This window comes from Streptomyces sp. NPDC091209, from assembly GCF_044757755.1.
Taxonomy (GTDB): Bacteria; Actinomycetota; Actinomycetes; order Streptomycetales; family Streptomycetaceae; genus Streptomyces.
The window spans coordinates 457,401-481,887 of the sequence record NZ_JBIVVR010000002.1 but is presented as its reverse complement, the minus strand read 5'-3'; the positions used below and the strand labels follow the sequence as shown (position 1 = coordinate 481,887).

The following is a 24,487-nucleotide window of genomic DNA, read 5'->3' as shown; positions in this document are numbered from 1 at the left end:
ACGTCGGCTTCAGGTTCCCGGGCCCATCCACCGGCCCCGTCCCGAGCCTCTCGTCAGCGCGCCCTGATCCTTCGGAGCCTGGCAGTGTGCCGCCCAGACGCCGCTTGGCATCCCCCGTCCCGCAACCCGTCTCCGTGTGCCCTGACACAGCGGGAATTGAAGCCCCTTAGGATCCGTTGGGTGGGGTGAGAGTACTGAGAGATGCTCCCACCGGTACGCAGCAGTCTCCAGAGACGAGGAATCAAGTCGTGAGCGACGTCCGTAACGTGATCATCATCGGGTCTGGGCCCGCCGGCTACACGGCGGCGCTCTACACCGCGCGCGCGTCGCTGAAGCCGCTGGTGTTCGAAGGCGCCGTCACCGCAGGCGGTGCGCTGATGAACACCACCGAGGTGGAGAACTTCCCCGGCTTCCAGGACGGCATCATGGGCCCCGAGCTCATGGAGAACATGCGCGCCCAGGCCGAGCGCTTCGGTGCCGAGCTGGTCCCGGACGATGTCGTCGCCGTCGACCTGACGGGCGAGATCAAGACCGTCACGGACACCGCCGGCACGGTGCACCGCGCCAAGGCCGTGATCGTCACGACGGGCTCGCAGCACCGCAAGCTCGGACTGCCCAACGAGGACACGCTTTCCGGGCGTGGCGTCTCCTGGTGCGCGACGTGTGACGGCTTCTTCTTCAAGGACCACGACATCGCCGTGATCGGCGGGGGCGACACCGCGATGGAGGAAGCCACCTTCCTCTCGCGCTTCGCCAAGTCCGTGACCATCGTCCACCGCCGGGACAGCCTCCGCGCCTCCAAGGCGATGCAGGAGCGTGCTTTCGCCGACCCGAAGATCAAGTTCATCTGGGACAGCGAAGTCGCCGCGATCAAGGGCGACCCGAAGCTGGCCGGTCTGACACTGCGCAACCTCAAGACCGGCGAGACCTCGGAGCTGCCGGTGACCGGTCTGTTCATCGCGATCGGTCACGACCCGCGCACCGAGCTCTTCAAGGGCCAGCTCGACCTGGACGGCGAGGGCTACCTGAAGGTCGCCGCACCTTCGACCCGTACGAACCTGACCGGTGTCTTCGGCGCCGGTGACGTAGTCGACCACACGTACCGCCAGGCGATCACCGCGGCCGGTACCGGCTGCTCCGCCGCCCTCGATGCCGAGCGCTACCTCGCCGCCCTTGCGGACAGCGAGACAGCCGCCGCGGCCGCCACCGTCTGATCCGCCCTCCCTCCTCCCACCGCACCAACAAGTTAAGGAGCCCGCCGTGGCCGGCACCCTCAAGAACGTGACTGACGACTCCTTCGAGCAGGACGTCCTCAAGAGCGACAAGCCCGTCCTGGTGGACTTCTGGGCCGCCTGGTGCGGTCCCTGCCGTCAGATCGCCCCTTCGCTGGAGGCGATCGCCGCCGAGCACGGTGACAAGATCGAGATCGTCAAGCTCAACATCGACGAGAACCCGGCCACGGCCGCCAAGTACGGCGTCATGTCGATCCCGACCCTGAACGTCTACCAGGGTGGCGAGGTCGCCAAGACCATCGTCGGTGCGAAGCCCAAGGCCGCCATCGTGCGCGACCTCGAGGACTTCATCTCCGAGTAGTCGTTGACCGCCGCACACGCGGCGCGTGTTTCACGTGAAACACGAATGGGCCAGCCCGTTGGGGCTGGCCCATTCGCTTTATCTGTCTGAGGGACAAGGACGCCGGTCGAAGCTCCGCGCGTGCGGGTCAGGCGGCCGTCACAGGGGTCGAAGCGCAGGCTCCTTCTGTACCGCTCCGAGGAGACGGTCCAGCGCCATCTCCACGTCTTCCTTCCAGGAGAGCGTCGTCCGCAGTTCCAGCCGCAGACGGGGGTACCTGGGGTGAGGGCGTACGGTCTTGAAGCCCACGGCGAGCAGATGGTCCGCAGGGAGCACGCAGGCGGGCTCCTTCCACCGGGCGTCCCCGAAAGCCTCGATCGCCTTGACTCCCCGACGGAGCAGATCCTTGGCCACCGTCTGGACCATCACCCGGCCCAGTCCCTGTCCTTGATAGCCCGGCATGATGAACGAGGTCATGAGCTGCACCGCGTCCGCCGCCACGGGGCTCGTGGAGAACGCGGTGGAGCGGGGTACGTAGGCCGGCGGCGCGTAGAGCACGAAGCCCACCGGCACGTCGTCCACATAGGCAACCCGGCCGCAGGATCCCCAGTCCAGCAGAACCGAGGAGATCCACGCTTCCTTCTCCAGCGCGGGCGTGCCTGCCTTTACCGCGGCTTCGCTGCTGACAGGGTCCAGTTCCCAGAAGACACACGCACGACAACGCTGGGGAAGGTCCGGAAGGTTGTCCAGCGTGAGCGGTACGAGCCGACGCCCCATGAAGGATGTTCCTCGCTTCCTTCGCCCGCGGCGTCACGGGCGGCTGTCAGATGGCTCCGCTCTCTGAGCAGGCTGCCGACGAATCCGCCGACCGCTCCCAGGCCCAGGCCTGCGGTCACCAGTCCGGTACGGCTCACGGTTTGCATGACCCCCGCCTCCCCGATGAAGGTGCTGCCAGGTGGATGCGCCATACCCAATCGCATCGTATCGACGATGCGATTCCATCGATACCGCCAGAAAGCAAAGAGCGGGCCGTGTTCCGGTACACACCGGACACGGTCCGCTCTCCTGATGGACCGATCGGACATCGGTCCGCCAGAACGCCGACTCAGTCTTCCGCGTCGACGGAGTCGTCGTCCAGAAGGCTCTTCTGAAGGACCGGTCCCTCGCCCGGGGCGAGAGAGCCGAGGATGCGCTCAAGGTCATCCATCGAAGCGAACTCGACAGTGATCTTGCCCTTCTTCTGCCCCAGGTCGACCTTCACACGTGTCTCGAAGCGGTCCGAGAGGCGTGTCGCCAGATCACTCAGAGCCGGGGAGACCCGACCGCCGGCCCGCGGCCCCTTGGAGCGCTGAGCCGTCTGCGGCCGCGACCCCATGAGGGTGACGATCTCTTCCACGGCTCGCACCGAGAGCCCCTCGGCGACGATGCGGTGAGCCAGGCGGTCCTGCTCCTCCGAGTCGTCGACGGCAAGGAGCGCCCTTGCATGCCCCGCGGAAAGAACCCCGGCGGCCACACGACGCTGAACCGACGGCGAGAGCTTCAGCAGACGCAGGGTGTTGGAGACCTGCGGACGCGACCGTCCGATCCGGTCCGCGAGCTGGTCGTGCGTGCAGTTGAAGTCCTTGAGCAGCTGGTCGTAGGCCGCCGCCTCTTCCAGCGGGTTCAGCTGGGCCCTGTGCAGGTTTTCGAGGAGCGCGTCCAGGAGGAGCTTCTCGTCCTCCGTGGCCCGCACGATCGCCGGAATGGCCTCGAGCCCCGCCTCGCGGCAGGCCCGGAAGCGGCGCTCACCCATGATGAGCTCGTAGCGCGTCGGACCCACCTGACGGACGACGACAGGCTGGAGAAGCCCGACCTCCTTGATGGAGGTGACAAGCTCCGAGAGAGCGTCCTCGTCGAAGACCTCACGCGGCTGCCGCGGGTTCGGCGTGATGTAGTCCAGGGGCAGTTCGGCGAAGTGAGCACCGACGGGCGCCGGAAGCGTCTCCACGGCTCCGTTCGGCGACAGCTCCTCGGTTTCATGTGAAACAGGCGGCAGCGTGGTCACCTTCGCCGCCACCACCCCGCGCTCCGCTGTGAGTACGGGACCGGCGGTCGGCGAGGAGGATGCCCCACTCGCCGAAACTCCCGGACGCTCACCTGTCGGAGCCGCAGGGATCAGTGCGCCAAGGCCCCGCCCCAGACCTCGTCGTCGCTCGCTCACTGGATCCCCTCCACCATGTTCTGATCGTTCTGTCCGCCCACATGGGCATGTTGCGCGTCGTACGCCATCCCGACTCCTCGGAGAGCGATTTCGCGCGCGGCCTCAAGATACGAGAGAGCACCGCTCGAACCCGGATCGTAAGTCAGAACCGTCTGCCCATAGCTCGGGGCCTCCGAAATACGGACCGAGCGCGGAATGCTCGTCCGCAGCACCTCCTCGCCGAAGTGGCTGCGCACCTCCTCGGCGACCTGGGACGCGAGGCGCGTCCGGCCGTCGTACATGGTGAGCAGAATCGTCGAGACGTGGAGGTCGGGGTTGAGGTGCCCCCGGACCAGGTCGACGTTGCGCAGGAGCTGTCCCAGACCTTCCAGTGCGTAGTACTCGCACTGGATGGGGATGAGGACTTCCGCTCCGGCGACCAGCGCGTTGACCGTCAGCAGACCGAGCGACGGCGGGCAGTCGATGAGGATGTAGTCCAGCGGCTGCTCGTACGCCAGGATCGCTCGCTCCAGCCGGCTCTCACGGGCCACCAGAGAGACCAGCTCGATCTCCGCACCGGCGAGATCGATCGTGGCGGGGGCGCAGAAGAGACCCTCGACATCAGGAACCGGTTGTACGACCTCGGAGAGCGGCTTGCTGTCGATCAGCACGTCATAGATCGACGGGACCTCGGCGTGATGGTCGATACCCAGTGCAGTGGAGGCATTGCCCTGAGGGTCGAGGTCGATCACCAGGACCCGGCCACCGTGCAGGGCCAACGAGGCGGCAAGGTTGACCGTGGTCGTGGTCTTACCCACCCCACCCTTCTGGTTGGCGACCACCATGACTCGGGTCTGCTCGGGCCGTGGCAGGCCCTCACCGGCGCGACCTAGCGCCTCCACAGCCAGCTGGGCAGCACGACCGATGGGAGTGTCGTCCATTGGGGGCGGTGTTTCACGTGAAACATCCTCCCCCATCGACTCGGTACGGGGACCGGGGACCGGATCGGTCATCGGTCCCGCGATGTTGGCGTCGGACCGCAAGGATTCACTCTCCTCGACTTCAGGCTCGCAATGAACAGAGCCTCCCATGCCATCGGGGTCGTGAACCAGCGAGGCCCGTTGTTCTGTGGAGAAATCCACCTCTGTGGACAACTCACGACCACCTCCGAGTGATCCGAGAGGCCTCCGGTCGCGAGGTTCGGCCGCAGCGCGGCCCCGACTGATGATGCCGTGCAGCAATGAGCGACGTTTCACGTGAAACACGATGCCCAGCCGCCCGGATCATCGCGGCGCGACACTCCGATACCTACTGGTTTGGCAGCTTTTGTGGAGTACGCCCGATCGATAGGGCCGGCTCAGTGGAAGTGAGAAACAACTCCCGCCCTGAACAGAGAAACTCCCGGCTCCGTCGTGCGGGAACCGGGAGTAGGAATGCTCACAGCGTCCAGGATCAGCGTCGGCGCCGCGTCCGGCCCGTCCTGGCGGCCTTGGCCCGCTTCGCCGCGAACCGCACACCGCCGGGACTCTCGCCCACTTCGACCCGCACCACGGTGGAGAGCGGGTCCACGATGCCCTCACCGACATGCAGGATGGATGTCTCGACAGCACCGAGCTTGCTCAGTGCCGTGGCGGAGGCCTTCAGCTCCTCCTCGGCGGTGTCGCCCTTGAGGGCCAGCATCTCTCCGTACGGGCGCAGCAGCGGGATGCCCCAGGCCGCCAGCCGGTCGAGCGGGGCAACCGCCCTGGCGGTCACCACGTGAACCGGCTGCAGCTTCCCCATGACCTCCTCGGCGCGGCCGCGCACGACGGTCACATGGTCGAGACCGAGCATTTCCACGACTTCGGTGAGGAAGGTCGTCCGGCGCAGCAGGGGCTCCAGCAGCGTGATCTTGAGATCTTCCCGGACGAGCGCCAGAGGAATGCCGGGCAGTCCGGCCCCGGAACCGACGTCGCACACGGTGACGGCCTCGGGCACGACCTCGGAGAGCACCGCGCAGTTCAGGATGTGCCGCTCCCACAGCCGGGGCACTTCACGGGGGCCGATCAGCCCACGCTGCACTCCCGCCTCGGCCAGCAGTTCCGCGTACCGGACCGCGTCCGCGAAGCGATCACCGAATACCTCGCGCGCCTGCTCGGGCGCGGGGGGAAGCTCCGCTGCCTCCGTCACGGGGGACCGTCCTTCCGTACCGCTTGAGCGCACTGAGCGCTGATCACCAGGACTATCAGGCTGACAAAGTTCGGCCCCGCCTGCGCAACAGACGGGGCCGAAGGAACGTACGTACCGATCAGGCGGGGAGCACGACGACGAAGCGCTGCGGCTCCTCGCCCTCGGACTCGCTGCGCAGGCCCGCGGCCTTGACCGCGTCGTGCACCACCTTGCGCTCGAAGGGCGTCATCGGGTCCATCTTCACCGGCTCACCGGAGCTCTTGACCTCGGCGGCGGCCTTGGCACCCAGCTCGGAGAGCTCCTCGCGCTTCTTGGCCCGGAACCCCGCGATGTCCAGCATCAGCCGGCTGCGGTCCCCGGTCTCCCGGTGCACGGCCAGACGCGTGAGCTCCTGGAGCGCCTCCAGCACCTCGCCGTCCCGGCCGACCAGCTTGTGCAGGTCTCGGCCGCCCGAGTCGCTGATGATCGAGACAGCGGCGCGGTCGGCCTCGACGTCCATGTCGATGTCGCCGTCGAGATCGGCGATGTCGAGCAGACCCTCGAGGTAGTCCGCCGCGATCTCGCCCTCCTGCTCGAGGCGGGTCAGGGTGTCGCCCTCAGCGGCGGCGGAGGTGGTGCCTTCCGTCACGGGATGGACTCCTTCTTACTTCTTGGACGGGGACTTGGGCCGCTGCGGGCCCTTGCGCTGTCCGGACTGGGCCTTGCTGCGGGTACCGGAGCCGGGCTTGTTACCGCTTCCAGGGGCCGGCTTCGCGGCGGAGGGCTTGGCATCCTGCGGCTCGTCGGACTTGCTCAGCGAGGTCTTCGGCTCCGGCTCCGGCTCGTCCGTCGGCCCGCTGCTGGTAGCGGCGCCCGACTGACGCTGCGACTTGGACTGCCGCTTCGGCTGCTGACGCTTGGGAGCGGCAGCCGCGGTGGTCGTCGTGGTGCCGTCCTCGGACTCGATGACGACCGCGTTCTCACCGGTCACCACAAGGCCGTCGGGCTGGGCCACGAGGCCCGCCTTGGTCAGGCTGTTGATGAACTTGCGCTCGAACTCGTTGCGGTCGCGGCCCTTGGCGACGATGGCCTTGACGATGGCCTTCTCGCTGCGGCGACGCGTCTTGCCGTGGCTCGTGACGTGCTTCTGCAGGCGCTCCAGGTAAGCGGCCTGAGCCTTCGAACCCGGGGTCGGGTTGTTGCGGATGACGTACATCTGCTGGCCCATGGTCCACACGTTGGTGGTCAGCCAGTAGATGAGGACACCGACGGGGAACCGGATGCCGAAGAAGGCGAACATCACCGGGAAGACGTACATCAGCATCTTCTGCTGCTGCATGAAGGGCGTCTTCACCGTGGTGTCGACGTTCTTCGTCATCAGCTGACGCTGGGTGTAGAACTGCGAGCCCGACATCAGCACGATCATGATCGCGGTGACGACACGGACGTCGGTCAGTGTGGCGCCGAGCTGGGCGACCGTCTCGGCGCTGTCCGTGAACTTCGCGGCGAGCGGGGCACCGAAGATGTGTGCCTTACGGGCGCTGGCGAGCAGCTGATCGTCGAGGACGCCGATCGTCTTGCCCGTCGCGATGCCGTTGAGCACGTGGTACAGGGCGAAGAAGAACGGCGACTGCGCCAGGATGGGAAGGCACGAGGAGAGCGGGTTGGTACCCGTCTCCTTGTACAGCTTCATCATCTCTTCGGACTGGCGCTGCTTGTCGTTCTTGTAGCGCTCCTGGATCTTCTTCATCTCGGGCTGCAGCGTCTGCATGGCCCGGGTGGCCTTGATCTGCTTCACGAAGAGCGGGATCAGGCAGATACGGATCAGGACCACCAGGGACACGATGGACAAGCCCCAGGCCCAGCCCGTGTCAGGACCGAAGATCTTCCCGTACACGGCGTGGAACTGGACGATGACCCAGGAAACAGGTGTCGTGATGAAGCTGAAAAGACTGGCAATCGTGTCCACTAATCAAGCTCCTTGAGCATGGGACGGGGTCTCGGCGGCCGGGCCCGGGGCAGTGGTGTCCCCGGTGGCCGGTTCGGCGGCGGAGGTCCCGCCCTTGCGTGCACGCCAGGCGTTACGCAGCAGTTCGTGCCACCGCGGACGCTTGCGTTGCGGAACATGGTCCACACCGCCCAGCGACCACGGATTGCACCGGAGGATGCGCCAGGCGGTAAGTGCCGTTCCCTTGATCGCACCGTGCCGGTCGATGGCTGTGTAGCCGTATCGGGAGCACGACGGGTAGTACTTGCAGACCGGCCCGAGCAACGGGCTGATCGTCCACTGATACAGCTTGATGAGTGCAAGCAGTGGGTACTTCATCGCGCGCCCCCTCCCAGCAGCCGCTGCAGGGCGGCATCCAGGTCTCGGGCCAGCTGTTCATGGTCGGCGTCACCCGCACCGGGCAGCGCTCGTACGACTACCAGGCTACCGGGGGGCAACAGGGCGACTCGGTCGCGCATCAGATGGCGAAGCCTGCGCTTCACCTTGGTGCGTACGACCGCTCCGCCCACGGCTTTGCTCACGACGAAACCCGCACGCGTCGAGGGAGCGCTCTCCCCAGGCGCGTGCGGGTCCGGTTCACCGCTACGTAGATGGACGACGAGAAGCGGGCGTCCGGCCCGGCGTCCTCGGCGTACCGCGGTCGCGAAGTCTTCGCGCCGCCTCAGCCGATGCTCGGTAGGCAGCACGAGATCATGACCTGTAAGTAATCAGGCGGACAGGCTGGCGCGACCCTTGCCACGGCGGTTCGCGAGAATCGCGCGGCCGGCACGGGTGCGCATCCGCAGGCGGAAGCCGTGGGTCTTGGCGCGACGACGGTTGTTCGGCTGGAAGGTGCGCTTGCTCACTAGGGGGCTCCAGAAAGAATCGGTGGTGGCGGGGTGCCGTCCTGGCTGTCACCGTGCGCCCACGAGGAAACTCGCATTACGCCCGAGTGCACCGCTTCCCGATCACTCTTCGCGATCTGTGCCCATCGGAGGCAGGCGGCAGCAGCCATCGACAACTCGACCTGGTTACGGTACGCGCGGCTACGCCATCCGGTCAAACCAGTCCCTGACAGGAGACACTATCCACAGGCTGGGGACAACAACTTGAACCGCACCGGTCGCCCTGACTACCGTGGCTGAACTCCGATTCGTTCCCTTCTCACCGCCCCAGCGGTTTTGATCCCCCGCCCCAAGCGACTGATTTCCCAACCTGTTCCCAGAACCACACGTTCGTGGGACCCGTGAGAGAGCGTGCCCCGTGGCTGACGTACCTGCCGATCTTGCCGCAGTGTGGCCACGCGTACTGGAACAACTTCTGGGCGAGGGCCGCGGGCAGGGTGTCGAGGCGAAGGACGAGCACTGGATCAAGCGCTGCCAGCCCCTGGCTCTGGTCGCGGACACCGCCCTGCTCGCCGTCCCCAACGAGTTCGCGAAGAACGTACTGGAGGGCCGTCTCGCCCCGATCGTCAGCGAGACGCTCAGCCGCGAGTGCGGCCGACCCATCCGAATCGCCATCACGGTCGACGACTCCGCGGGCGAGCCCGCCCCGCCCCGCTACGAGGAGCCCGAGCTCCCCGGCGGGTCGGGCCAGAGCCGTGACACGTACGAGAACCAGGGACGCGACGACCGGGGCGCCTACGACGCCGGTCAGGGCCGCGACGACCGCGGCACGTACGAGGGCGGCCAGAACCGCGACGACCGGAGCCCCTACGAGGGCCAGGGACGGGACGAGCGCGGCGCCTACGACGGCCAGGGCCGCGAGGACCGCGGCGGCTACGACGGCGGCGGTCAGGGCCGTGACGAGCGCAACACGTACGAGCCGCAGGGGCGCGACGACCGCGGTCCGTACGACTCCCGTCGCGACGGGTACGAGGGGTACGGCCGCCACCGCGCCGACGACCACCGAGGCGGCCGCGCCGAACCGCTGCCCGGTGCCCCGGGAGACCAGCTGCCGACCGCCCGTCCCGCGTACCCGGACTACCAGCGCCCGGAGCCGGGCGCCTGGCCGCGCCACGCGCAGGACGACTACGGCTGGCAGCAGCAGCGCCTCGGCTTCCCGGAGCGGGACCCCTACGCCTCGCCGCCCCAGGACTACCGGCCGCAGTCGATGGACCGCTCGCCCTACGAGCAGCAGCGCCAGGACTACGACCAGCGTTCCGACCGCCGTGATCTGCAGGACCCCTCCGGCGGCCAAGGACGCAGGGGCGGCCCGTCGCTGCCTTCCTCGGGCGGTGCCCCCGGGTCGAAGGCCGCGCAGCCCGCGCCGGCCTCCGGTCCCGGCGAGCCCACCGCGCGGCTGAACCCGAAGTACCTCTTCGACACGTTCGTGATCGGCGCCTCGAACCGGTTCGCGCACGCAGCGGCCGTGGCCGTCGCCGAGGCGCCGGCGAAGGCGTACAACCCCCTCTTCATCTATGGGGAGTCGGGACTCGGCAAGACGCACCTGCTGCACGCGATCGGGCACTACGCGCGCAGCCTCTACCCGGGTACGCGGGTGCGGTACGTGAGCTCGGAGGAGTTCACCAACGAGTTCATCAACTCCATCCGCGACGGCAAGGGCGACAGCTTCCGCAAGCGGTACCGGGAGATGGACATCCTGCTCGTCGACGACATCCAGTTCCTCGCGGACAAGGAGTCGACGCAGGAGGAGTTCTTCCACACCTTCAACACGCTCCACAACGCGAACAAGCAGATCGTGCTCTCCAGCGACCGGCCGCCCAAGCAGCTGGTCACCCTGGAGGACCGGCTGCGGAACCGCTTCGAGTGGGGTCTGATCACCGACGTCCAGCCGCCCGAGCTGGAGACCCGTATCGCCATCCTTCGCAAGAAGGCCGTGCAGGAGCAGCTCAACGCCCCGCCGGAGGTCCTCGAGTTCATCGCGTCCCGGATCTCGCGCAACATCCGCGAGCTGGAGGGCGCGCTGATCCGGGTGACGGCGTTCGCGTCGCTCAACCGGCAGCCGGTGGACCTCGGTCTGACGGAGATCGTCCTCAAGGACCTGATCCCGGGCGGCGAGGACTCGGCCCCCGAGATCACCGCGACCGCGATCATGGCGGCCACCGCCGACTACTTCGGGCTCACGGTGGACGACCTGTGCGGCTCCTCGCGCAGCCGCGTCCTGGTGACGGCGCGGCAGATCGCCATGTACCTGTGCCGTGAGCTCACCGATCTGTCGCTGCCGAAGATCGGCGCGCAGTTCGGCGGCCGCGACCACACGACCGTGATGCACGCCGACCGCAAGATCCGCGCGCTGATGGCCGAGCGCCGCTCCATCTACAACCAGGTCACCGAGCTCACGAACCGCATCAAGAACGGCTGACGGAGGCCGGCACCCGCGCCGGCTCCGCAGTCGCAGTCGCGGTCGGCGAGCGCGGCCGGCGGCGGTCGGTCGCAGTTGCTCCGCCGGGCCGACACACGGTCGTACGTGCCGAAGGGCGCCCAGGGACATCCTCCCGGGGCGCCCTTGGTCGTTCCCGGAACGGCCCAGCCGCGCGCTCGACGAGGTCCAAACACCCCCTCCGAAGGCTTCGTTCACGACTCTTGAGGGGTTCGACCCCCGTTTCCGAGGGTTCCCGCCCCGATTTCACCGCTACCGGCCCGACACCTGCTGTTCGAATCCGAGCCTGGTTACGGCCACTCTCCACAGATGTGGTGACTTTCTTCCATCCACATCCTGGGGACTGGGAAGTTGTCCAGATCGTTTCCACAGGTAGCACTGTTGAAAGACCATCAGACCAGGTCAGCCGCCTGTGGATTCGTGGACGAAGACTCTCCACAGGCTGTGGACGAAGAGCGGATCCACAGGCTGTGCGGGAAGTTGTCCACCGGTGACCCACAGGCCGGGGCCAGTTGTCCCCAGCGATCTCCAGCTTCTCCACACCTCTGTCCACTGTTCGGCAACGCGCCGCGCCATCTCACCGCGTCGAGTGAAAGGCGTCACACCGAGGTGCCGGATTGGCCTGTGGGGAACGTGGGTAAAGCTGGGGACGGCGCTGGGGAGAAGTGACCCCAAGCTGTGGATCGAGTGTGCAGAACTTTCCGCCGTCCACAGACACCCCCGGTTGTCCACCGCCTCCGCCCACAGGGTCGGTGGACAAAAAAACGCATCTGAGCTGCGAAAACGGGGTTATCCACGGTTTCCACAGGCCCTACTACTAAGACCAACTAGAGAGAGCCTGAGAACCGTTTCGAAGTGGGGGCTGTGCACAACTCGCCGTCGGAGGCTCAAGTGCCGCTCGGCACGACTTGACCCCGAGAGGCGCCGACTGTCAGCGCGGTGCGTCAGACTGTTCCCCGGTGTCCTTCCCCTCAGCGGTCCGAGCGACACCGAGTGAGACGACGAAGGCCAGCAGGGCGAGAGCGCCGGCAACAGACGGAGGCGGCAACGGTGAAGATCCGGGTGGAACGCGACGTACTCGCGGAGGCAGTGGCCTGGGCGGCACGCAGCCTCCCGGCCCGTCCGCCGGCGCCTGTCCTCGCCGGCCTTCTTCTGAAGGCCGAGGAGGGCGCACTGAGCCTCTCCAGCTTCGACTACGAGGTCTCGGCGAGGGTCTCGGTGGACGCGGAGATCGACGAGGAGGGCACGGTCCTCGTTTCCGGCCGCCTCCTCGCGGACATCTGCCGGGCGCTTCCCAACCGGCCGGTGGAGATTTCCACAGACGGTGTACGGGCGACCGTGGTCTGCGGCTCCTCGCGGTTCACACTCCACACCCTGCCTGTGGAGGAGTACCCGGCACTGCCCCAGATGCCGTCGGCCACCGGCACCGTTCCCGGTGAGGTCTTCGCCTCGGCCGCCGCCCAGGTGGCCATCGCCGCCGGGCGGGACGACACGCTCCCCGTGCTCACCGGTGTCCGCATCGAGATCGAGGGCGACAAGGTCACCCTGGCGTCCACCGACCGCTACCGCTTCGCGGTCCGCGAGTTCCTGTGGAAGCCGGAGAACCCGGAGGCGTCCGCGGTCGCCCTGGTGCCCGCCAAGACGCTCCTGGACACCGCCAAGGCCCTCACGGGCGGCGACAGCGTGATCCTGGCGCTGTCCGGCTCCGGCTCCGGCGAGGGCCTGATCGGCTTCGAGGGTGCCGGGCGGCGTACGACCACCCGTCTGCTCGAAGGCGACCTCCCGAAGTACCGCTCGCTGTTCCCGACGGAGTTCAACTCCATCGCCGTCATCGAGACCGCCCCCTTCGTGGAGGCCGTCAAGCGTGTGGCCCTGGTCGCCGAGCGGAACACCCCGGTGCGACTCAGCTTCGAGCAGGGCGTGCTGATCCTGGAGGCCGGCTCCAGCGACGACGCACAGGCTGTGGAAAGGGTCGACGCCCAGCTGGAGGGCGACGACGTCTCGATCGCCTTCAACCCGACGTTCCTGCTCGACGGCCTGAGCGCCATCGACTCGCCGGTGGCCCAGCTCTCCTTCACGACGTCCACGAAGCCCGCCCTGCTGAGCGGCAGGCCCGCCCTGGACGCCGAGGCGGACGAGGCATACAAGTACCTGATCATGCCGGTGCGTCTGTCCGGCTGACCCCGGAGCCCGCCGGTCCCCACGGGCCCGGCGGGCCGCACCACGCGTGGGGCATACGTCTGAGCGGCTATGCCCACAGATGTGCGTGAGGTCCCCCGGTGCCCGAAAGGCGTGGGTGGTACCCCCAGGTCTAGGCTCGGACCAGGTACGAGAGTGCCCTCACGTCACGTCGCATACCCCTAAGGAACAACTGATGGAGCTCGGTCTCGTCGGCCTCGGCAAGATGGGCGGCAACATGCGCGAGCGGATCCGCCGCGCAGGTCACACCGTCATCGGATACGACCGCAACCCGGACCTCGCCGATGTCCACAGCCTGGAAGAGCTGGTGGGCAAGCTCAAGGGGCCGCGCGTGGTGTGGGTCATGGTCCCGGCCGGCGCCGCCACCCAGTCCACCGTCGACGAGCTGGCCGCCCTGCTGGAGCCCGGCGACATCGTCGTGGACGGCGGCAACTCGCGCTGGACGGACGACGAGAAGCACGCCGTCGAGCTGGGCATCAAGGGCATCGGTTTCGTCGACTGCGGCGTCTCCGGCGGTGTCTGGGGTCTGGAGAACGGCTACGCGCTGATGTACGGCGGCCACGCCGAACACGTCGCCAAGGTCCAGCCGGTCTTCGACGCGCTGAAGCCCGAGGGCGACTTCGGAGCGGTGCACGCGGGCAAGGTCGGCGCGGGCCACTTCGCGAAGATGGTCCACAACGGCATCGAGTACGCCATGATGCAGGCCTACGCCGAAGGCTGGGAGCTCCTGGAGAAGGCCGACTCCGTCACGGACGTGCGTGAGGTCTTCCGCTCCTGGCAGGAAGGCACGGTCATCCGCTCCTGGCTGCTCGACCTCGCCGTCAACGCGCTGGACGAGGACGAGCACCTGGAGAAGCTCAAGGGCTACGCACAGGACTCCGGCGAGGGCCGGTGGACCGTGGAGGCAGCCATCGACCACGCGGTGCCGCTCCCCGCGATCACCGCGTCGCTCTTCGCCCGCTTCGCCTCGCGGCAGGACGACTCGCCGCAGATGAAGATGATCGCGGCGCTGCGCAACCAGTTCGGCGGCCACGCCGTCGAGAAGGCCTGATCGACGCCCCGGGTTCTCCGCACCCGGGGTGACCCGGTTGTCCACAGCCGGGGACGAAACCCGAGAACCGGGGTCCGGCCCGGACCCCGGGGACCAACCGAAACACCACGCTGGGGGAGGTCGGCGAACGACCATGCACGTCACGCATCTGTCGCTGGCCGACTACCGCTCGTACGCCCGGGTCGAGGTCCCGCTCGATCCGGGCGTCACCGCGTTCGTGGGTCCCAACGGACAGGGCAAGACGAACCTGGTCGAGGCGGTCGGCTATCTCGCGACCCTCGGCAGCCACCGCGTCTCCTCCGACGCGCCGCTCGTCCGCATGGGCGCCGACCGGGCGTTCATCCGGGCCAACGTCCGCCAGGGAGAGCGCCAGCAGCTCATCGAGCTGGAGCTGAACCCCGGCAAGGCCAACCGCGCCCGCATCAACAGGTCCTCGCAGGTCAGACCCCGTGACGTACTCGGCATCGTACGAACCGTCCTGTTCGCGCCCGAGGACCTTGCCCTCGTCAAGGGCGACCCCGGAGAGCGACGCCGGTTCCTCGACGAGCTGATCACCGCCCGCTCCCCGCGCATGGCGGGCGTCCGGTCCGACTATGACCGGGTCCTCAAGCAGCGCAACACCCTCCTGAAGTCGGCCGCGCTGGCCCGCCGGCACGGCGGCCGCACCATGGACCTGTCCACGCTCGAAGTGTGGGACCAGCACCTCGCGCGCGTGGGCGCCGAGCTGCTGGCCCAGCGGCTCGACCTGGTCGCCACGCTCCAGCCGCTGGCCGACAAGGCCTACGAGCAGCTGGCGCCGGGCGGCGGGCCCGTCGCCCTGGAGTACAAGGCGTCCTCGCCCGGCATCGTGGGCCACGCCCGCGAGGAGCTCTACGCCCAGCTCATGACAGCCATGGAAGAGGCACGCAAGCCGGAGATCGAACGCGGCGTGACCCTCGTAGGACCCCATCGGGACGATCTGGTCCTCAAACTCGGTCAGCTGCCCGCCAAGGGATACGCCTCCCACGGAGAGTCCTGGTCGTACGCGCTGGCGCTGCGCCTGGCCTCGTACGACCTGCTCAGGGCCGAGGGCAACGAGCCGGTGCTGATCCTCGACGACGTGTTCGCGGAGCTGGACAGCCGCAGGCGCGAGCGCCTGGCGGAACTTGTCGCACCCGGCGAGCAGGTCCTCGTGACGGCGGCCGTGGACGACGACGTGCCGCATGTTCTGGCCGGGACGCGGTACGCCGTGTCCGAGGGCACGGTGGAGCGCGTATGACGGAGAACACATCGGGAACGGGTGCCGAGGGCGCGTCCGGCGCCGCACCCCGCAAGCAGACCCCCGAGCCGTCCGGTGTCGACCTCGCGCGCGTGGCGCTGCGCGCCGCGAAGGAGCAGGCACGCGCGCGTGGGGACGCGGCCCAGCAGAAGAAGCAGGCGCGGCGCGGTGGTGGTCTGCGCTCCGGCTCGGGTGCCGACGGACGCGACCCCATGGCGCTCGGCGCCGCCATCAACCGGCTGCTCAGCGAGCGCGGCTGGGAGGCCCCGGCCGCGGTGGGCGGTGTGATGGGCCGCTGGCCGCAGATCGTCGGTGACGACCTGGCCAACCACTGCGTGCCGCTGCGTTACGACGACGACCCGGCCGAACGGGTGCTGACGGTGCAGTGCGACTCGACGGCCTGGGCGACCCAGCTGCGCCTGCTGGCACCGCAGTTGGTCGCGCGGCTGAACCAGGACCTCGGCCACGGCACCGTGCGCCTGCTCAAGGTGCAGGGGCCGACGGGCCCCCCGCGCCGGTACGGGCCGCTGCGCGCCCCGGGCAGTACGGGGCCCGGCGACACCTACGGATGACCGGCGGACGGCGGCGGGCAGGTCCGCGAAGGGCAGCCACGCGTCCTGACGCCGCTCACCCGAGGCGGTGACCGGCGGCGTGGTACCTGCGGACATCGCCGAGAACGTCGCCCTGTCCTTCGACCGCCGCTGATCGTGACGGATTCCGGGCCGCCGGACCCGTCCGCTCCCGACTGCGGCTGTTCCGGCGCGCGACCGAGCACCATCGCGGCGGATCGTCCGGCGCGGCAGGCTCGGGCGGCGCCGGTCGGCGCCAGGTCGGCCGCTCCGGCCTCGGGCCGCCGGTGATCGTCACCACGCCGGGCCGCGGATCCGGCTGACAGCGAACGAATTCGAGCCGTCGCCCGCGGCGCGGCCGGGCCACGGTGCGCCCCCGATCGGCATGCGCGCGGTCGCCGTACGTCGGATGCGGCTGCCCCGTGCCTCGCGCTCAGGTCCTCCGCCGACCCCGCTCGCGAGTGACTCGCTGTCCTCCCGGATCCGCCGTGGCGGCGGCCGCCGCCGGGCGCCGCGCCCCGCCACCCCTGTCGGCTGATCTGACAAACCATCGATCGTCGCTGGTCAGCGGCGTATCAGAGGCGGACCGGAGCGCACCGCGACCGTCCGGAAGGACGCCCCTCCACGGGCTCCGTCCGACCGCCGCGGGCAACCGAACGCCATGGCGGACATCGACCTGACTCGTCAGTAGCCAAGGGTTGACACCTCGAAGCGCTGAGTGCCGCTGTAAGCCTCTTTGGGCCCGGGTCCGTATATGGGGAGTCGGGCGAGACCGGTTCAGGGCGGCACATGCGGACTCAGGTACCGGCAAACCCCCATCACTGTCGGCGCTACCGGTAGACTGGAAGCTAATCCCGCCCCACTAGTGGGACGCACCGAGCAACGCTGACCAAGGCTTACCACCGCAACACGCCGCAGCCGCTCCGGCCACCCGCCGGGAGTTCGGCTTGTGCTGTGCCAGAAAGGGCGCTTCGTGGCCGATTCCGGCAACCCCAACGAGAACATCCCGTCCACCGACATCGGCGTAAACGGCGAGGTCACAGCCTCGTACGACGCCAGTGCCATCACCGTCCTCGAGGGTCTGGACGCGGTCCGCAAGCGACCCGGCATGTACATCGGTTCGACCGGTGAGCGTGGACTCCACCACCTCGTGTACGAGGTGGTGGACAACTCGGTCGACGAGGCGCTCGCCGGCCACGCGGACACGATCGACATCACGATCCTTCCGGACGGCGGCGTACGCGTCGTCGACAACGGCCGCGGCATCCCGGTGGGCATCGTCGCGTCCGAGGGCAAGCCGGCCCTCGAGGTCGTGCTGACCGTCCTGCACGCGGGCGGCAAGTTCGGCGGCGGCGGCTACGCGGTCTCCGGTGGTCTGCACGGCGTAGGCGTCTCCGTGGTGAACGCCCTGTCGAGCAAGATCTCCGTCGAGGTCAAGACGGACGGCCACCGGTGGACGCAGGAATACAAGCTGGGCGTCCCGACGGCTCCACTGTCCAAGCACGAGGCCACGCACGAGACCGGAACGTCGGTCACCTTCTGGGCCGACGCGGACATCTTCGAGACCACGGAGTACTCCTTCGAGACGCTCTCGCGGCGCTTCCAGGAGATGGCGTTCCTCAACAAGGGTTTGACGATCAAACTCACTGATGAGCGCGATTCGGCGAAGGCCGTTGCCGGGGCGGACGAGGCGGGCGCCGACGAGAAGGACGAGGTCAAGACCGTCACGTACCACTACGAAGGCGGCATCGTCGACTTCGTGAAGTACCTCAACTCCCGCAAGGGAGAGGCGGTTCACCCCACCGTCATCGACCTCGAAGCGGAGGACAAGGACAAGAGCCTGTCCCTCGAGGTCGCGATGCAGTGGAACAGCGGCTACAGCGAGGGCGTGTACTCCTTCGCCAACATCATCCACACCCACGAGGGCGGTACGCACGAGGAGGGCTTCCGTGCGGCGCTGACCTCGCTCATCAACAAGTACGCGCGCGACAAGAAGCTGCTTCGCGAGAAGGACGACAACCTCACGGGCGACGACATCCGCGAGGGTCTGACCGCGATCATCTCGGTCAAGCTGAGCGAGCCTCAGTTCGAGGGCCAGACCAAGACCAAGCTGGGCAACACGGAGGCGAAGACCTTCGTCCAGAAGGCGGTCTACGAGCACCTCAACGACTGGCTGGACCGCAATCCGGTCGAGGCCGCGGACATCATCCGCAAGTCCATCCAGGCGGCCACCGCGCGCGTGGCGGCCCGCAAGGCGCGCGACCTCACCCGCCGCAAGGGCCTCCTGGAGTCCGCGTCCCTGCCGGGCAAGCTCTCCGACTGCCAGTCGAACGACCCCATCAAGTGCGAGATCTTCATCGTCGAGGGTGACTCCGCCGGCGGCTCGGCCAAGTCGGGCCGGAACCCGCAGTACCAGGCGATCCTCCCGATCCGCGGAAAGATCCTCAACGTCGAGAAGGCGCGGATCGACAAGATCCTGCAGAACCAGGAGATCCAGGCGCTGATCTCCGCCTTCGGCACCGGAGTCCACGAGGACTTCGACATCGCGAAGCTCCGCTATCACAAGATCATTCTGATGGCGGACGCCGACGTCGACGGCCAGCACATCAACACCCTGCTGCTGACCTTCCTGTTCCGCTTCATGCGGCCGCTGGTCGAGGCCGGGCACGTGTTCCTGTCCCGTCCGCCGCTCTACAAGATCAAGTGGGGCCGGGACGACTTCGAGTACGCGTACTCGGACCGCGAGCGCGACGCGCTGATCGAGCTCGGTCGCCAGGCGGGCAAGCGGGTCCGCGAGGACTCGATCCAGCGCTTCAAGGGTCTCGGTGAGATGAACGCCGAGGAACTGCGCATCACGACCATGGACCAGGAGCACCGCGTGCTCGGCCAGGTCACGCTCGACGACGCCGCCCAGGCCGACGACCTGTTCTCGGTCCTCATGGGCGAGGACGTCGAGGCGCGCCGCGCGTTCATCCAGCGCAATGCCAAGGACGTCCGCTTCCTCGACATCTGAGTCGGTCTCAGCTGACCGCGTCAGAAAGGATCTTCACCAGCAATGACCGACGAGAACACACCGAGCAATCCTGAAGCGGGCGACATCGCCATGCGTATCGAGCCCGTCGGGCTCGAGACCGAGATGCAGCGCTCGTACCTCGACTACGCGATGTCCGTCATCGTGTCGCGCGCGCTGCCCGACGTGCGGGACGGTCTCAAGCCCGTCCACCGCCGCGTCCTGTACGCGATGTACGACGGCGGCTACCGGCCCGAGAAGGGCTTCTACAAGTGCGCCCGCGTCGTCGGCGACGTCATGGGCACCTACCACCCGCACGGCGACTCCTCGATCTACGACGCGCTGGTCCGTCTCGCGCAGCCGTGGTCGATGCGGATGCCGCTGGTGGACTCCAACGGCAACTTCGGCTCTCCCGGCAACGACCCGGCCGCCGCCATGCGGTACACCGAGTGCAAGCTGAAGCCGCTGTCCATGGAGATGGTCCGCGACATCGACGAGGAGACCGTCGATTTCACGGACAACTACGACGGCCGCAACCAGGAGCCGACGGTCCTGCCGGCCCGCTTCCCGAACCTGCTGATCAACGGCTCGGCGGGCATCGCGGTCGGTATGGCCACCAACATCCCGCCGCACAACCTGCGCGAGGTCGCGGCCGGTGCCCAGTGGTACCTGGAGAACCCCGAGGCCTCCCACGAGGAGCTCCTGGACGCCCTGATCGAGCGCATCAAGGGCCCCGACTTCCCGAGCGGCGCCCTGGTGGTGGGCCGCAAGGGCATCGAGGAGGCGTACCGCACGGGCCGTGGCTCCATCACGATGCGCGCGGTCGTCGACGTCGAGGAGATCCAGAACCGCCAGTGCCTGGTGGTGACCGAACTCCCGTACCAGGTCAACCCCGACAACCTCGCCCAGAAGATCGCCGACCTGGTCAAGGACGGCAAGGTCGGCGGCATCGCCGACGTACGGGACGAGACCAGCTCCCGTACCGGCCAGCGGCTCGTGATCGTCCTCAAGCGGGACGCCGTCGCCAAGGTCGTCCTGAACAACCTCTACAAGCACACCGACCTGCAGACGAACTTCGGCGCGAACATGCTGGCGCTCGTCGACGGTGTGCCGCGCACCCTCTCCTTGGACGCGTTCATCCGCCATTGGGTGACGCACCAGATCGAGGTCATCGTCCGCCGGACGAAGTTCCGGCTGCGCAAGGCCGAGGAGCGCGCGCACATCCTGCGCGGCCTCCTGAAGGCCCTGGACGCCATCGACGAGGTCATCGCGCTCATCCGGCGCAGTGACACGGTGGAGATCGCGCGAGAGGGCCTGATGGGCCTCCTGGAGATCGACGAGATCCAGGCCAACGCGATCCTCGAGATGCAGCTGCGCCGACTGGCCGCTCTGGAGCGCCAGAAGATCGTCCAGGAGCACGACGAGCTCCAGGCCAAGATCCGCGAGTACAACGAGATCCTGGCCTCGCCGGTGCGTCAGCGCGGCATCATCAGCGAGGAGCTCGCCGCGATCGTCGAGAAGTTCGGCGACGACCGCCGCTCCAAGCTGGTGCCCTTCGACGGTGACATGTCCATCGAGGACCTGATCGCCGAAGAGGACATCGTCGTCACCATCACGCGCGGTGGCTACATCAAGCGCACCAAGACGGAGGACTACCGCTCGCAGAAGCGGGGCGGCAAGGGTGTCCGCGGCACGAAGCTGAAGCAGGACGACATCGTCGACCACTTCTTCGTGTCGACGACGCACCACTGGCTGCTGTTCTTCACGAACAAGGGCCGGGTCTACCGCGCCAAGGCGTACGAGCTCCCGGACGCCGGCCGTGACGCGCGTGGCCAGCACGTCGCCAACCTGCTGGCCTTCCAGCCGGACGAGGCGATCGCCGAGATCCTCGCGATCCGCGACTACGAGGCGGCGCCCTATCTGGTGCTGGCCACGAAGGGCGGACTGGTCAAGAAGACGCCGCTCAAGGATTACGATTCGCCCCGCGCGGGCGGCGTCATCGCGATCAACCTTCGTGAGACGGAGGACGGATCCGACGACGAACTGATCGGAGCCGAACTCGTATCCGCCGAGGACGATCTGCTCCTGATCAGCAAGAAGGCGCAGTCGATCAGGTTCACCGCGACGGATGACGCTTTGCGACCGATGGGCCGTGCGACCTCGGGCGTCAAGGGTATGAGCTTCCGCGAGAGCGACGAGCTGCTCTCGATGAATGTTGTTCGACCCGGTACGTTCGTGTTCACTGCCACAGACGGTGGGTACGCGAAGCGGACCGCCGTCGACGAGTACCGCGTCCAGGGTCGCGGCGGCCTCGGTATCAAGGCCGCCAAGATCGTCGAGGACCGCGGCTCCCTCGTCGGCGCGCTGGTGGTCGAGGAGACCGACGAGATCCTCGCCATCACACTGTCCGGTGGTGTGATTCGTACGCGAGTCAACGAGGTCAGGGAGACGGGCCGTGACACCATGGGCGTCCAACTGATCAACCTGGGCAAGCGCGATGCCGTGGTCGGCATCGCTCGTAACGCCGAGGCCGGTCGTGAGGCGGAGGAAGTCGACGGCGACGACGCCGTGGACGAGACCGTCGAAGGCGTCGAGGCCATCGGTACGGAAGAGGGCGAGCCGTCCTCGGCCGAGTAGCGCGAGGAGTGAGTCGTCGTGAGCGGAGCCACGGGCGCCGGATCGACCGGTACGGAAACGGACGGCGGCCGTGGCACCGCCATGGATGAGACCGACTCCCATGACTCTCATGGATCCCAGGGGGGAACTGTGACGGATACCCGAGGCCAGCAGGCCCAGCAGTACGCGGGCGGGCAGGCGGCCCCGGTCGGGGCGCCCGTGACCCCGAGCGCGCCGCCGGTATCGCCCCCGGCGGCATCTCCGCTGCCGGGCGAGCGGCAGGGGCAGCAGCCCGCGCAGCCGTATCATCCGCCGCAGGCGTACCCGGCGCAGCCGCCTTCGGGCGCGGTCCGCCGGCCGCGCACCGGGGCGCGGACGACGCCGCGCACGCGCAAGGCGCGGCTGCGGGTGGCCAAGGCCGACCCGTGGTCGGTGATGAAGGTCAGTTTCCTGCTCTCCATCGCGCTCGGTATCTGCACGATCGTGGCGGCCGCGGTGCTGTGGATGGTCATGGACGCGATGGGCGTCTTCTCGACCGTCGGCGGCACGATCTCGGAGGCGACGGGCTCGAACGAGTCCAACGGCTTCGACCTCCAGTCGTTCCTCTCGCTCCCGCACGTCCTGCTGTTCACGTCGATCATCGCGGTCATCGACGTGGTGCTCGCGACCGCCCTGGCGACCCTCGCAGCGTTCATCTACAACCTCTCCGCCGGCTTCGTCGGCGGCGTCGAGCTGACCCTCGCAGAGGACGAGTGAGGGTCCGTTCAAACGCCCTCTGACTATCGATTTTGGGACTGGCCGCGTCGTGCGCTAATCTTCAGAGGTCAGCGCGCGGGACACACTCCGCAGAGCGCGGCGGGGCTATAGCTCAGTTGGTTAGAGCGCATCCCTGATAAGGATGAGGCCACAGGTTCAAATCCTGTTAGCCCCACAGCATGAAGGCCCTCGACCGTTCACGGTCGGGGGCCTTTGCGTATTCCGTGCGGGGGCCTTCACGAGGGGCTGGGGGCCGAAGCGGTCCTTTGGCCGTCCGACGGAAGTCACCGCCACGTCGACGGTTCCTTTGAGCCCTGAAAGCCGGATGGGGTTCTTCCGCGGGCGCATGTGATCGGTCCTGCCGCACGGAGATTCCGATCCTGGACATCGGCCTGGTGACCCACCGGTGATCGTGACGCCTGCGTCCTGGCCGAAGGAGCCGGTACGCGATGTGCGCAGGAGGGCTCACGGCGGCGCAATGTCGAAGGCCCGGCGACTCTTCCGAGTCGCCGGGCCTTTGCCCTGGGTGCTTTGTACGCAAGTTCGCCGCTACGTCAGGGTGTCTGTGAGGGGTTGCGGGCAGAACGGCCGGAGGCCGCGGGGTTCAAGGAGGGCAGGAAGCCGCGAGACGCGAGGAGGGGCAAAGGGCCGCGGGGTTCATGGAGCCCGGGGCCGGGAGACCTGAGAAGTGTCTGGGGACGGTGTCCCGTGCTGTCCGTCCGTACCGACTTCCGTCCGTACCGACTTCCGGCTTCCGTCCGTACCGACATCTGCCGTATCGACGTCCGTCCGTACCGACTCCTCGTGCGGTGCTCCCGCTCGTCTCAGCGGGCTTCTCGGCGCTGGAGCGGTACCGCGGGCGTGAGGGCCTCCACGGGCTGCGTGCCGGGCGCCACGAGGGTCTCGGGCCCGGAACAGGTGCCGGGGTCTGCGAGGCCTTCCAGGCTGCCGGGAGCGGCGGCGTCCGCCGTGTCGTCGCCGGCCGGTGCGCGGTGGCGGCAGCTCGGCGAGGAGCCGTGTGCCTCGGCCCGGATCCGTTGCTTCATCGTGGGGGGCAGGGCCCGACTGTAGGACCAGGCCCAGAAGGCCGTCGCCGGGGCGATCGCCGGGGCGGTCACCGAGGTCTCGGCGTTGCGGGCCGGGCCGGCCTGCGGTACCGCGGCGGCCGCGGTGGTCGTGACGAATCCGAGCGTCGTGCACAGCGCCAGGAAGGCGGTGACGATCGCGGTCCACAGCTTCATGACCTTGTTCTGGGTCACGGCCCCTCACTTTCGGGTCGGGCGATTTGCGTACTTTCCTCATGATGTGTATGCGGGCCGTGAAGTGGTGGACCTGCACCCGTGGCGCGTTGATGTTCAGATGAACACCACCCGGATGGCCGCAAACGACCAGGAAAATACGTAGATGCCCTCGAAAGTCACTTTCTGTGATGTGTGATCACCCTGCGATCGGAGCGGTCGCATCCCGTTCTATCGCTGTGCGTGGGGCCGCAGTTGAGGGCTGATCCAGGTCACCGATCGATATCGGTCGGTGTGTATAGTCGGGCGCCAGAAGTCCCCTACGTCAACGAAAGACGAGGTCGCGCGGTGAAGAAGCTTCTCCTGGTCGCACTGGCCGCCATCGGCGGGCTCCTCGTGTACCGCCAGATCCAGGCGGATCGCGCCGAGCAGGATCTGTGGACGGAGGCGACTGACTCCGTGCCCACGGGTTCGTGAGTACAGACAACAGTCTCGGAGCAGACCCCGGCCGCCTCGCGGTCGGGGTTTTGTGTTTCCCGGAGCCCTGTCGCTTCACGAAAGC

The 24,487-nt window shown here is 67.9% G+C and carries 21 protein-coding genes and 1 tRNA gene; 12 read left to right on the top strand and 10 right to left on the bottom strand.

Features of this window, described 5'->3' with window-relative positions:
* The first annotated feature begins 248 nt into the window (after positions 1–248).
* Together trxB and trxA are read left to right on the top strand one after the other, a co-directional pair.
* Complete coding sequence (gene trxB / locus ACIQRL_RS09145; protein ID WP_401329090.1) at positions 249–1,214, top strand: thioredoxin-disulfide reductase; 966 nt, start codon at positions 249–251, stop codon at positions 1,212–1,214.
* 46 nt (positions 1,215–1,260) lie between these two features.
* Positions 1,261–1,593, top strand: a complete 333-nt coding sequence (trxA, locus tag ACIQRL_RS09140) for a thioredoxin (protein WP_351869333.1) — start codon at positions 1,261–1,263, stop codon at positions 1,591–1,593.
* A gap of 138 nt (positions 1,594–1,731) precedes the next feature.
* Here trxA and ACIQRL_RS09135 read toward each other — a convergent pair whose 3' ends face one another.
* The 9 genes from ACIQRL_RS09135 to rpmH all read right to left on the bottom strand — a co-directional run bounded on the left by ACIQRL_RS09135 (position 1,732) and on the right by rpmH (position 8,752).
* Positions 1,732–2,349 (bottom strand): GNAT family N-acetyltransferase, encoded by a 618-nt coding sequence (locus tag ACIQRL_RS09135; RefSeq protein WP_401329087.1) that lies wholly within the window; start codon positions 2,347–2,349, stop codon positions 1,732–1,734.
* Positions 2,350–2,677: 328 nt separating this feature from the next.
* The gene (locus ACIQRL_RS09130) at positions 2,678–3,772 is read right to left on the bottom strand and encodes a ParB/RepB/Spo0J family partition protein (protein ID WP_401329085.1); all 1,095 of its coding nucleotides are present in this window, start codon (positions 3,770–3,772) and stop codon (positions 2,678–2,680) included.
* Positions 3,769–4,842: a ParA family protein gene (locus ACIQRL_RS09125; protein WP_355851700.1), complete on the bottom strand. Its 1,074-nt coding sequence runs from the start codon at positions 4,840–4,842 to the stop codon at positions 3,769–3,771. Before ACIQRL_RS09125 ends, ACIQRL_RS09130 begins: the two co-directional genes overlap by 4 nt.
* A gap of 361 nt (positions 4,843–5,203) precedes the next feature.
* Positions 5,204–5,920 carry a 16S rRNA (guanine(527)-N(7))-methyltransferase RsmG gene (rsmG, locus tag ACIQRL_RS09120; protein WP_401329082.1) on the bottom strand — a complete coding sequence of 239 codons (717 nt, stop codon included), beginning with the start codon at positions 5,918–5,920 and terminating at the stop codon, positions 5,204–5,206.
* 118 nt (positions 5,921–6,038) lie between these two features.
* Positions 6,039–6,548 (bottom strand): R3H domain-containing nucleic acid-binding protein, encoded by a 510-nt coding sequence (locus ACIQRL_RS09115; RefSeq protein ID WP_261703727.1) that lies wholly within the window; start codon positions 6,546–6,548, stop codon positions 6,039–6,041.
* Positions 6,549–6,563: 15 nt separating this feature from the next.
* Positions 6,564–7,868 carry a membrane protein insertase YidC gene (gene yidC / locus ACIQRL_RS09110; RefSeq protein WP_401329079.1) on the bottom strand — a complete coding sequence of 435 codons (1,305 nt, stop codon included), beginning with the start codon at positions 7,866–7,868 and terminating at the stop codon, positions 6,564–6,566.
* A gap of 3 nt (positions 7,869–7,871) precedes the next feature.
* On the bottom strand, positions 7,872–8,225 hold the full coding sequence (yidD, locus tag ACIQRL_RS09105; RefSeq protein ID WP_261703725.1) for a membrane protein insertion efficiency factor YidD: 354 nt from the start codon (positions 8,223–8,225) through the stop codon (positions 7,872–7,874).
* Complete coding sequence (rnpA, locus tag ACIQRL_RS09100; RefSeq protein ID WP_401329077.1) at positions 8,222–8,593, bottom strand: ribonuclease P protein component; 372 nt, start codon at positions 8,591–8,593, stop codon at positions 8,222–8,224. Before rnpA ends, yidD begins: the two co-directional genes overlap by 4 nt.
* 21 nt (positions 8,594–8,614) lie before the next feature.
* Positions 8,615–8,752 (bottom strand): 50S ribosomal protein L34, encoded by a 138-nt coding sequence (gene rpmH, locus ACIQRL_RS09095; protein ID WP_006381191.1) that lies wholly within the window; start codon positions 8,750–8,752, stop codon positions 8,615–8,617.
* Between the two features lie 397 nt (positions 8,753–9,149).
* Here rpmH and dnaA point away from each other — a divergent pair, with 397 nt between their 5' ends.
* The 9 genes from dnaA to ACIQRL_RS09050 all read left to right on the top strand — a co-directional run bounded on the left by dnaA (position 9,150) and on the right by ACIQRL_RS09050 (position 22,862).
* Positions 9,150–11,210 carry a chromosomal replication initiator protein DnaA gene (gene dnaA / locus ACIQRL_RS09090; RefSeq protein WP_401329074.1) on the top strand — a complete coding sequence of 687 codons (2,061 nt, stop codon included), beginning with the start codon at positions 9,150–9,152 and terminating at the stop codon, positions 11,208–11,210.
* Positions 11,211–12,278: 1,068 nt separating this feature from the next.
* On the top strand, positions 12,279–13,409 hold the full coding sequence (gene dnaN / locus ACIQRL_RS09085; protein ID WP_401329071.1) for a DNA polymerase III subunit beta: 1,131 nt from the start codon (positions 12,279–12,281) through the stop codon (positions 13,407–13,409).
* A 193-nt stretch (positions 13,410–13,602) separates the two neighbouring features.
* On the top strand, positions 13,603–14,478 hold the full coding sequence (gnd, locus tag ACIQRL_RS09080) for a phosphogluconate dehydrogenase (NAD(+)-dependent, decarboxylating) (protein ID WP_401329068.1): 876 nt from the start codon (positions 13,603–13,605) through the stop codon (positions 14,476–14,478).
* Between the two features lie 133 nt (positions 14,479–14,611).
* Complete coding sequence (gene recF, locus ACIQRL_RS09075) at positions 14,612–15,736, top strand: DNA replication/repair protein RecF (protein ID WP_401329066.1); 1,125 nt, start codon at positions 14,612–14,614, stop codon at positions 15,734–15,736.
* Positions 15,733–16,308, top strand: a complete 576-nt coding sequence (locus ACIQRL_RS09070; RefSeq protein WP_401329063.1) for a DUF721 domain-containing protein — start codon at positions 15,733–15,735, stop codon at positions 16,306–16,308. The genes recF and ACIQRL_RS09070 overlap by 4 nt, the downstream gene beginning before the upstream one ends.
* Positions 16,309–17,254: 946 nt before the next feature.
* Positions 17,255–19,318, top strand: a complete 2,064-nt coding sequence (gyrB, locus tag ACIQRL_RS09065; RefSeq protein ID WP_401329060.1) for a DNA topoisomerase (ATP-hydrolyzing) subunit B — start codon at positions 17,255–17,257, stop codon at positions 19,316–19,318.
* Positions 19,319–19,360: 42 nt separating this feature from the next.
* Entirely contained in the window at positions 19,361–21,952 is a 2,592-nt protein-coding gene (gene gyrA, locus ACIQRL_RS09060) for a DNA gyrase subunit A (protein WP_401329057.1), read from the top strand.
* An 18-nt stretch (positions 21,953–21,970) separates the two neighbouring features.
* A complete protein-coding gene (locus ACIQRL_RS09055) occupies positions 21,971–22,687 on the top strand; it encodes a DUF3566 domain-containing protein (protein WP_401329055.1) in 717 nt (238 codons plus the stop codon).
* A gap of 101 nt (positions 22,688–22,788) precedes the next feature.
* A tRNA-Ile gene (locus tag ACIQRL_RS09050) sits at positions 22,789–22,862 on the top strand.
* Positions 22,863–23,511: 649 nt separating this feature from the next.
* Here ACIQRL_RS09050 and ACIQRL_RS09045 read toward each other — a convergent pair.
* Positions 23,512–23,946 carry a DUF6344 domain-containing protein gene (locus tag ACIQRL_RS09045; RefSeq protein ID WP_401329053.1) on the bottom strand — a complete coding sequence of 145 codons (435 nt, stop codon included), beginning with the start codon at positions 23,944–23,946 and terminating at the stop codon, positions 23,512–23,514.
* A gap of 327 nt (positions 23,947–24,273) precedes the next feature.
* Here ACIQRL_RS09045 and ACIQRL_RS09040 point away from each other — a divergent pair, with 327 nt between their 5' ends.
* Complete coding sequence (locus ACIQRL_RS09040) at positions 24,274–24,402, top strand: DLW-39 family protein (protein WP_003999697.1); 129 nt, start codon at positions 24,274–24,276, stop codon at positions 24,400–24,402.
* Positions 24,403–24,487 lie beyond the last annotated feature (85 nt).

Bases quoted from the DNA above. Each gene is read 5' to 3' on its own strand.
- ACIQRL_RS09135 (WP_401329087.1), bottom strand. From the start codon at position 2,349: ATGGGGCGTCGGCTCGTACCGCTCACGCTGGACAACCTTCCGGACCTT.
- ACIQRL_RS09125 (WP_355851700.1), bottom strand. From the start codon at position 4,842: ATGGGAGGCTCTGTTCATTGCGAGCCTGAAGTCGAGGAGAGTGAATCC.
- yidD (WP_261703725.1), bottom strand. From the start codon at position 8,225: ATGAAGTACCCACTGCTTGCACTCATCAAGCTGTATCAGTGGACGATC.
- gnd (WP_401329068.1), top strand. From the start codon at position 13,603: ATGGAGCTCGGTCTCGTCGGCCTCGGCAAGATGGGCGGCAACATGCGC.
- recF (WP_401329066.1), top strand. From the start codon at position 14,612: ATGCACGTCACGCATCTGTCGCTGGCCGACTACCGCTCGTACGCCCGG.
- ACIQRL_RS09070 (WP_401329063.1), top strand. From the start codon at position 15,733: ATGACGGAGAACACATCGGGAACGGGTGCCGAGGGCGCGTCCGGCGCC.
- gyrA (WP_401329057.1), top strand. From the start codon at position 19,361: ATGACCGACGAGAACACACCGAGCAATCCTGAAGCGGGCGACATCGCC.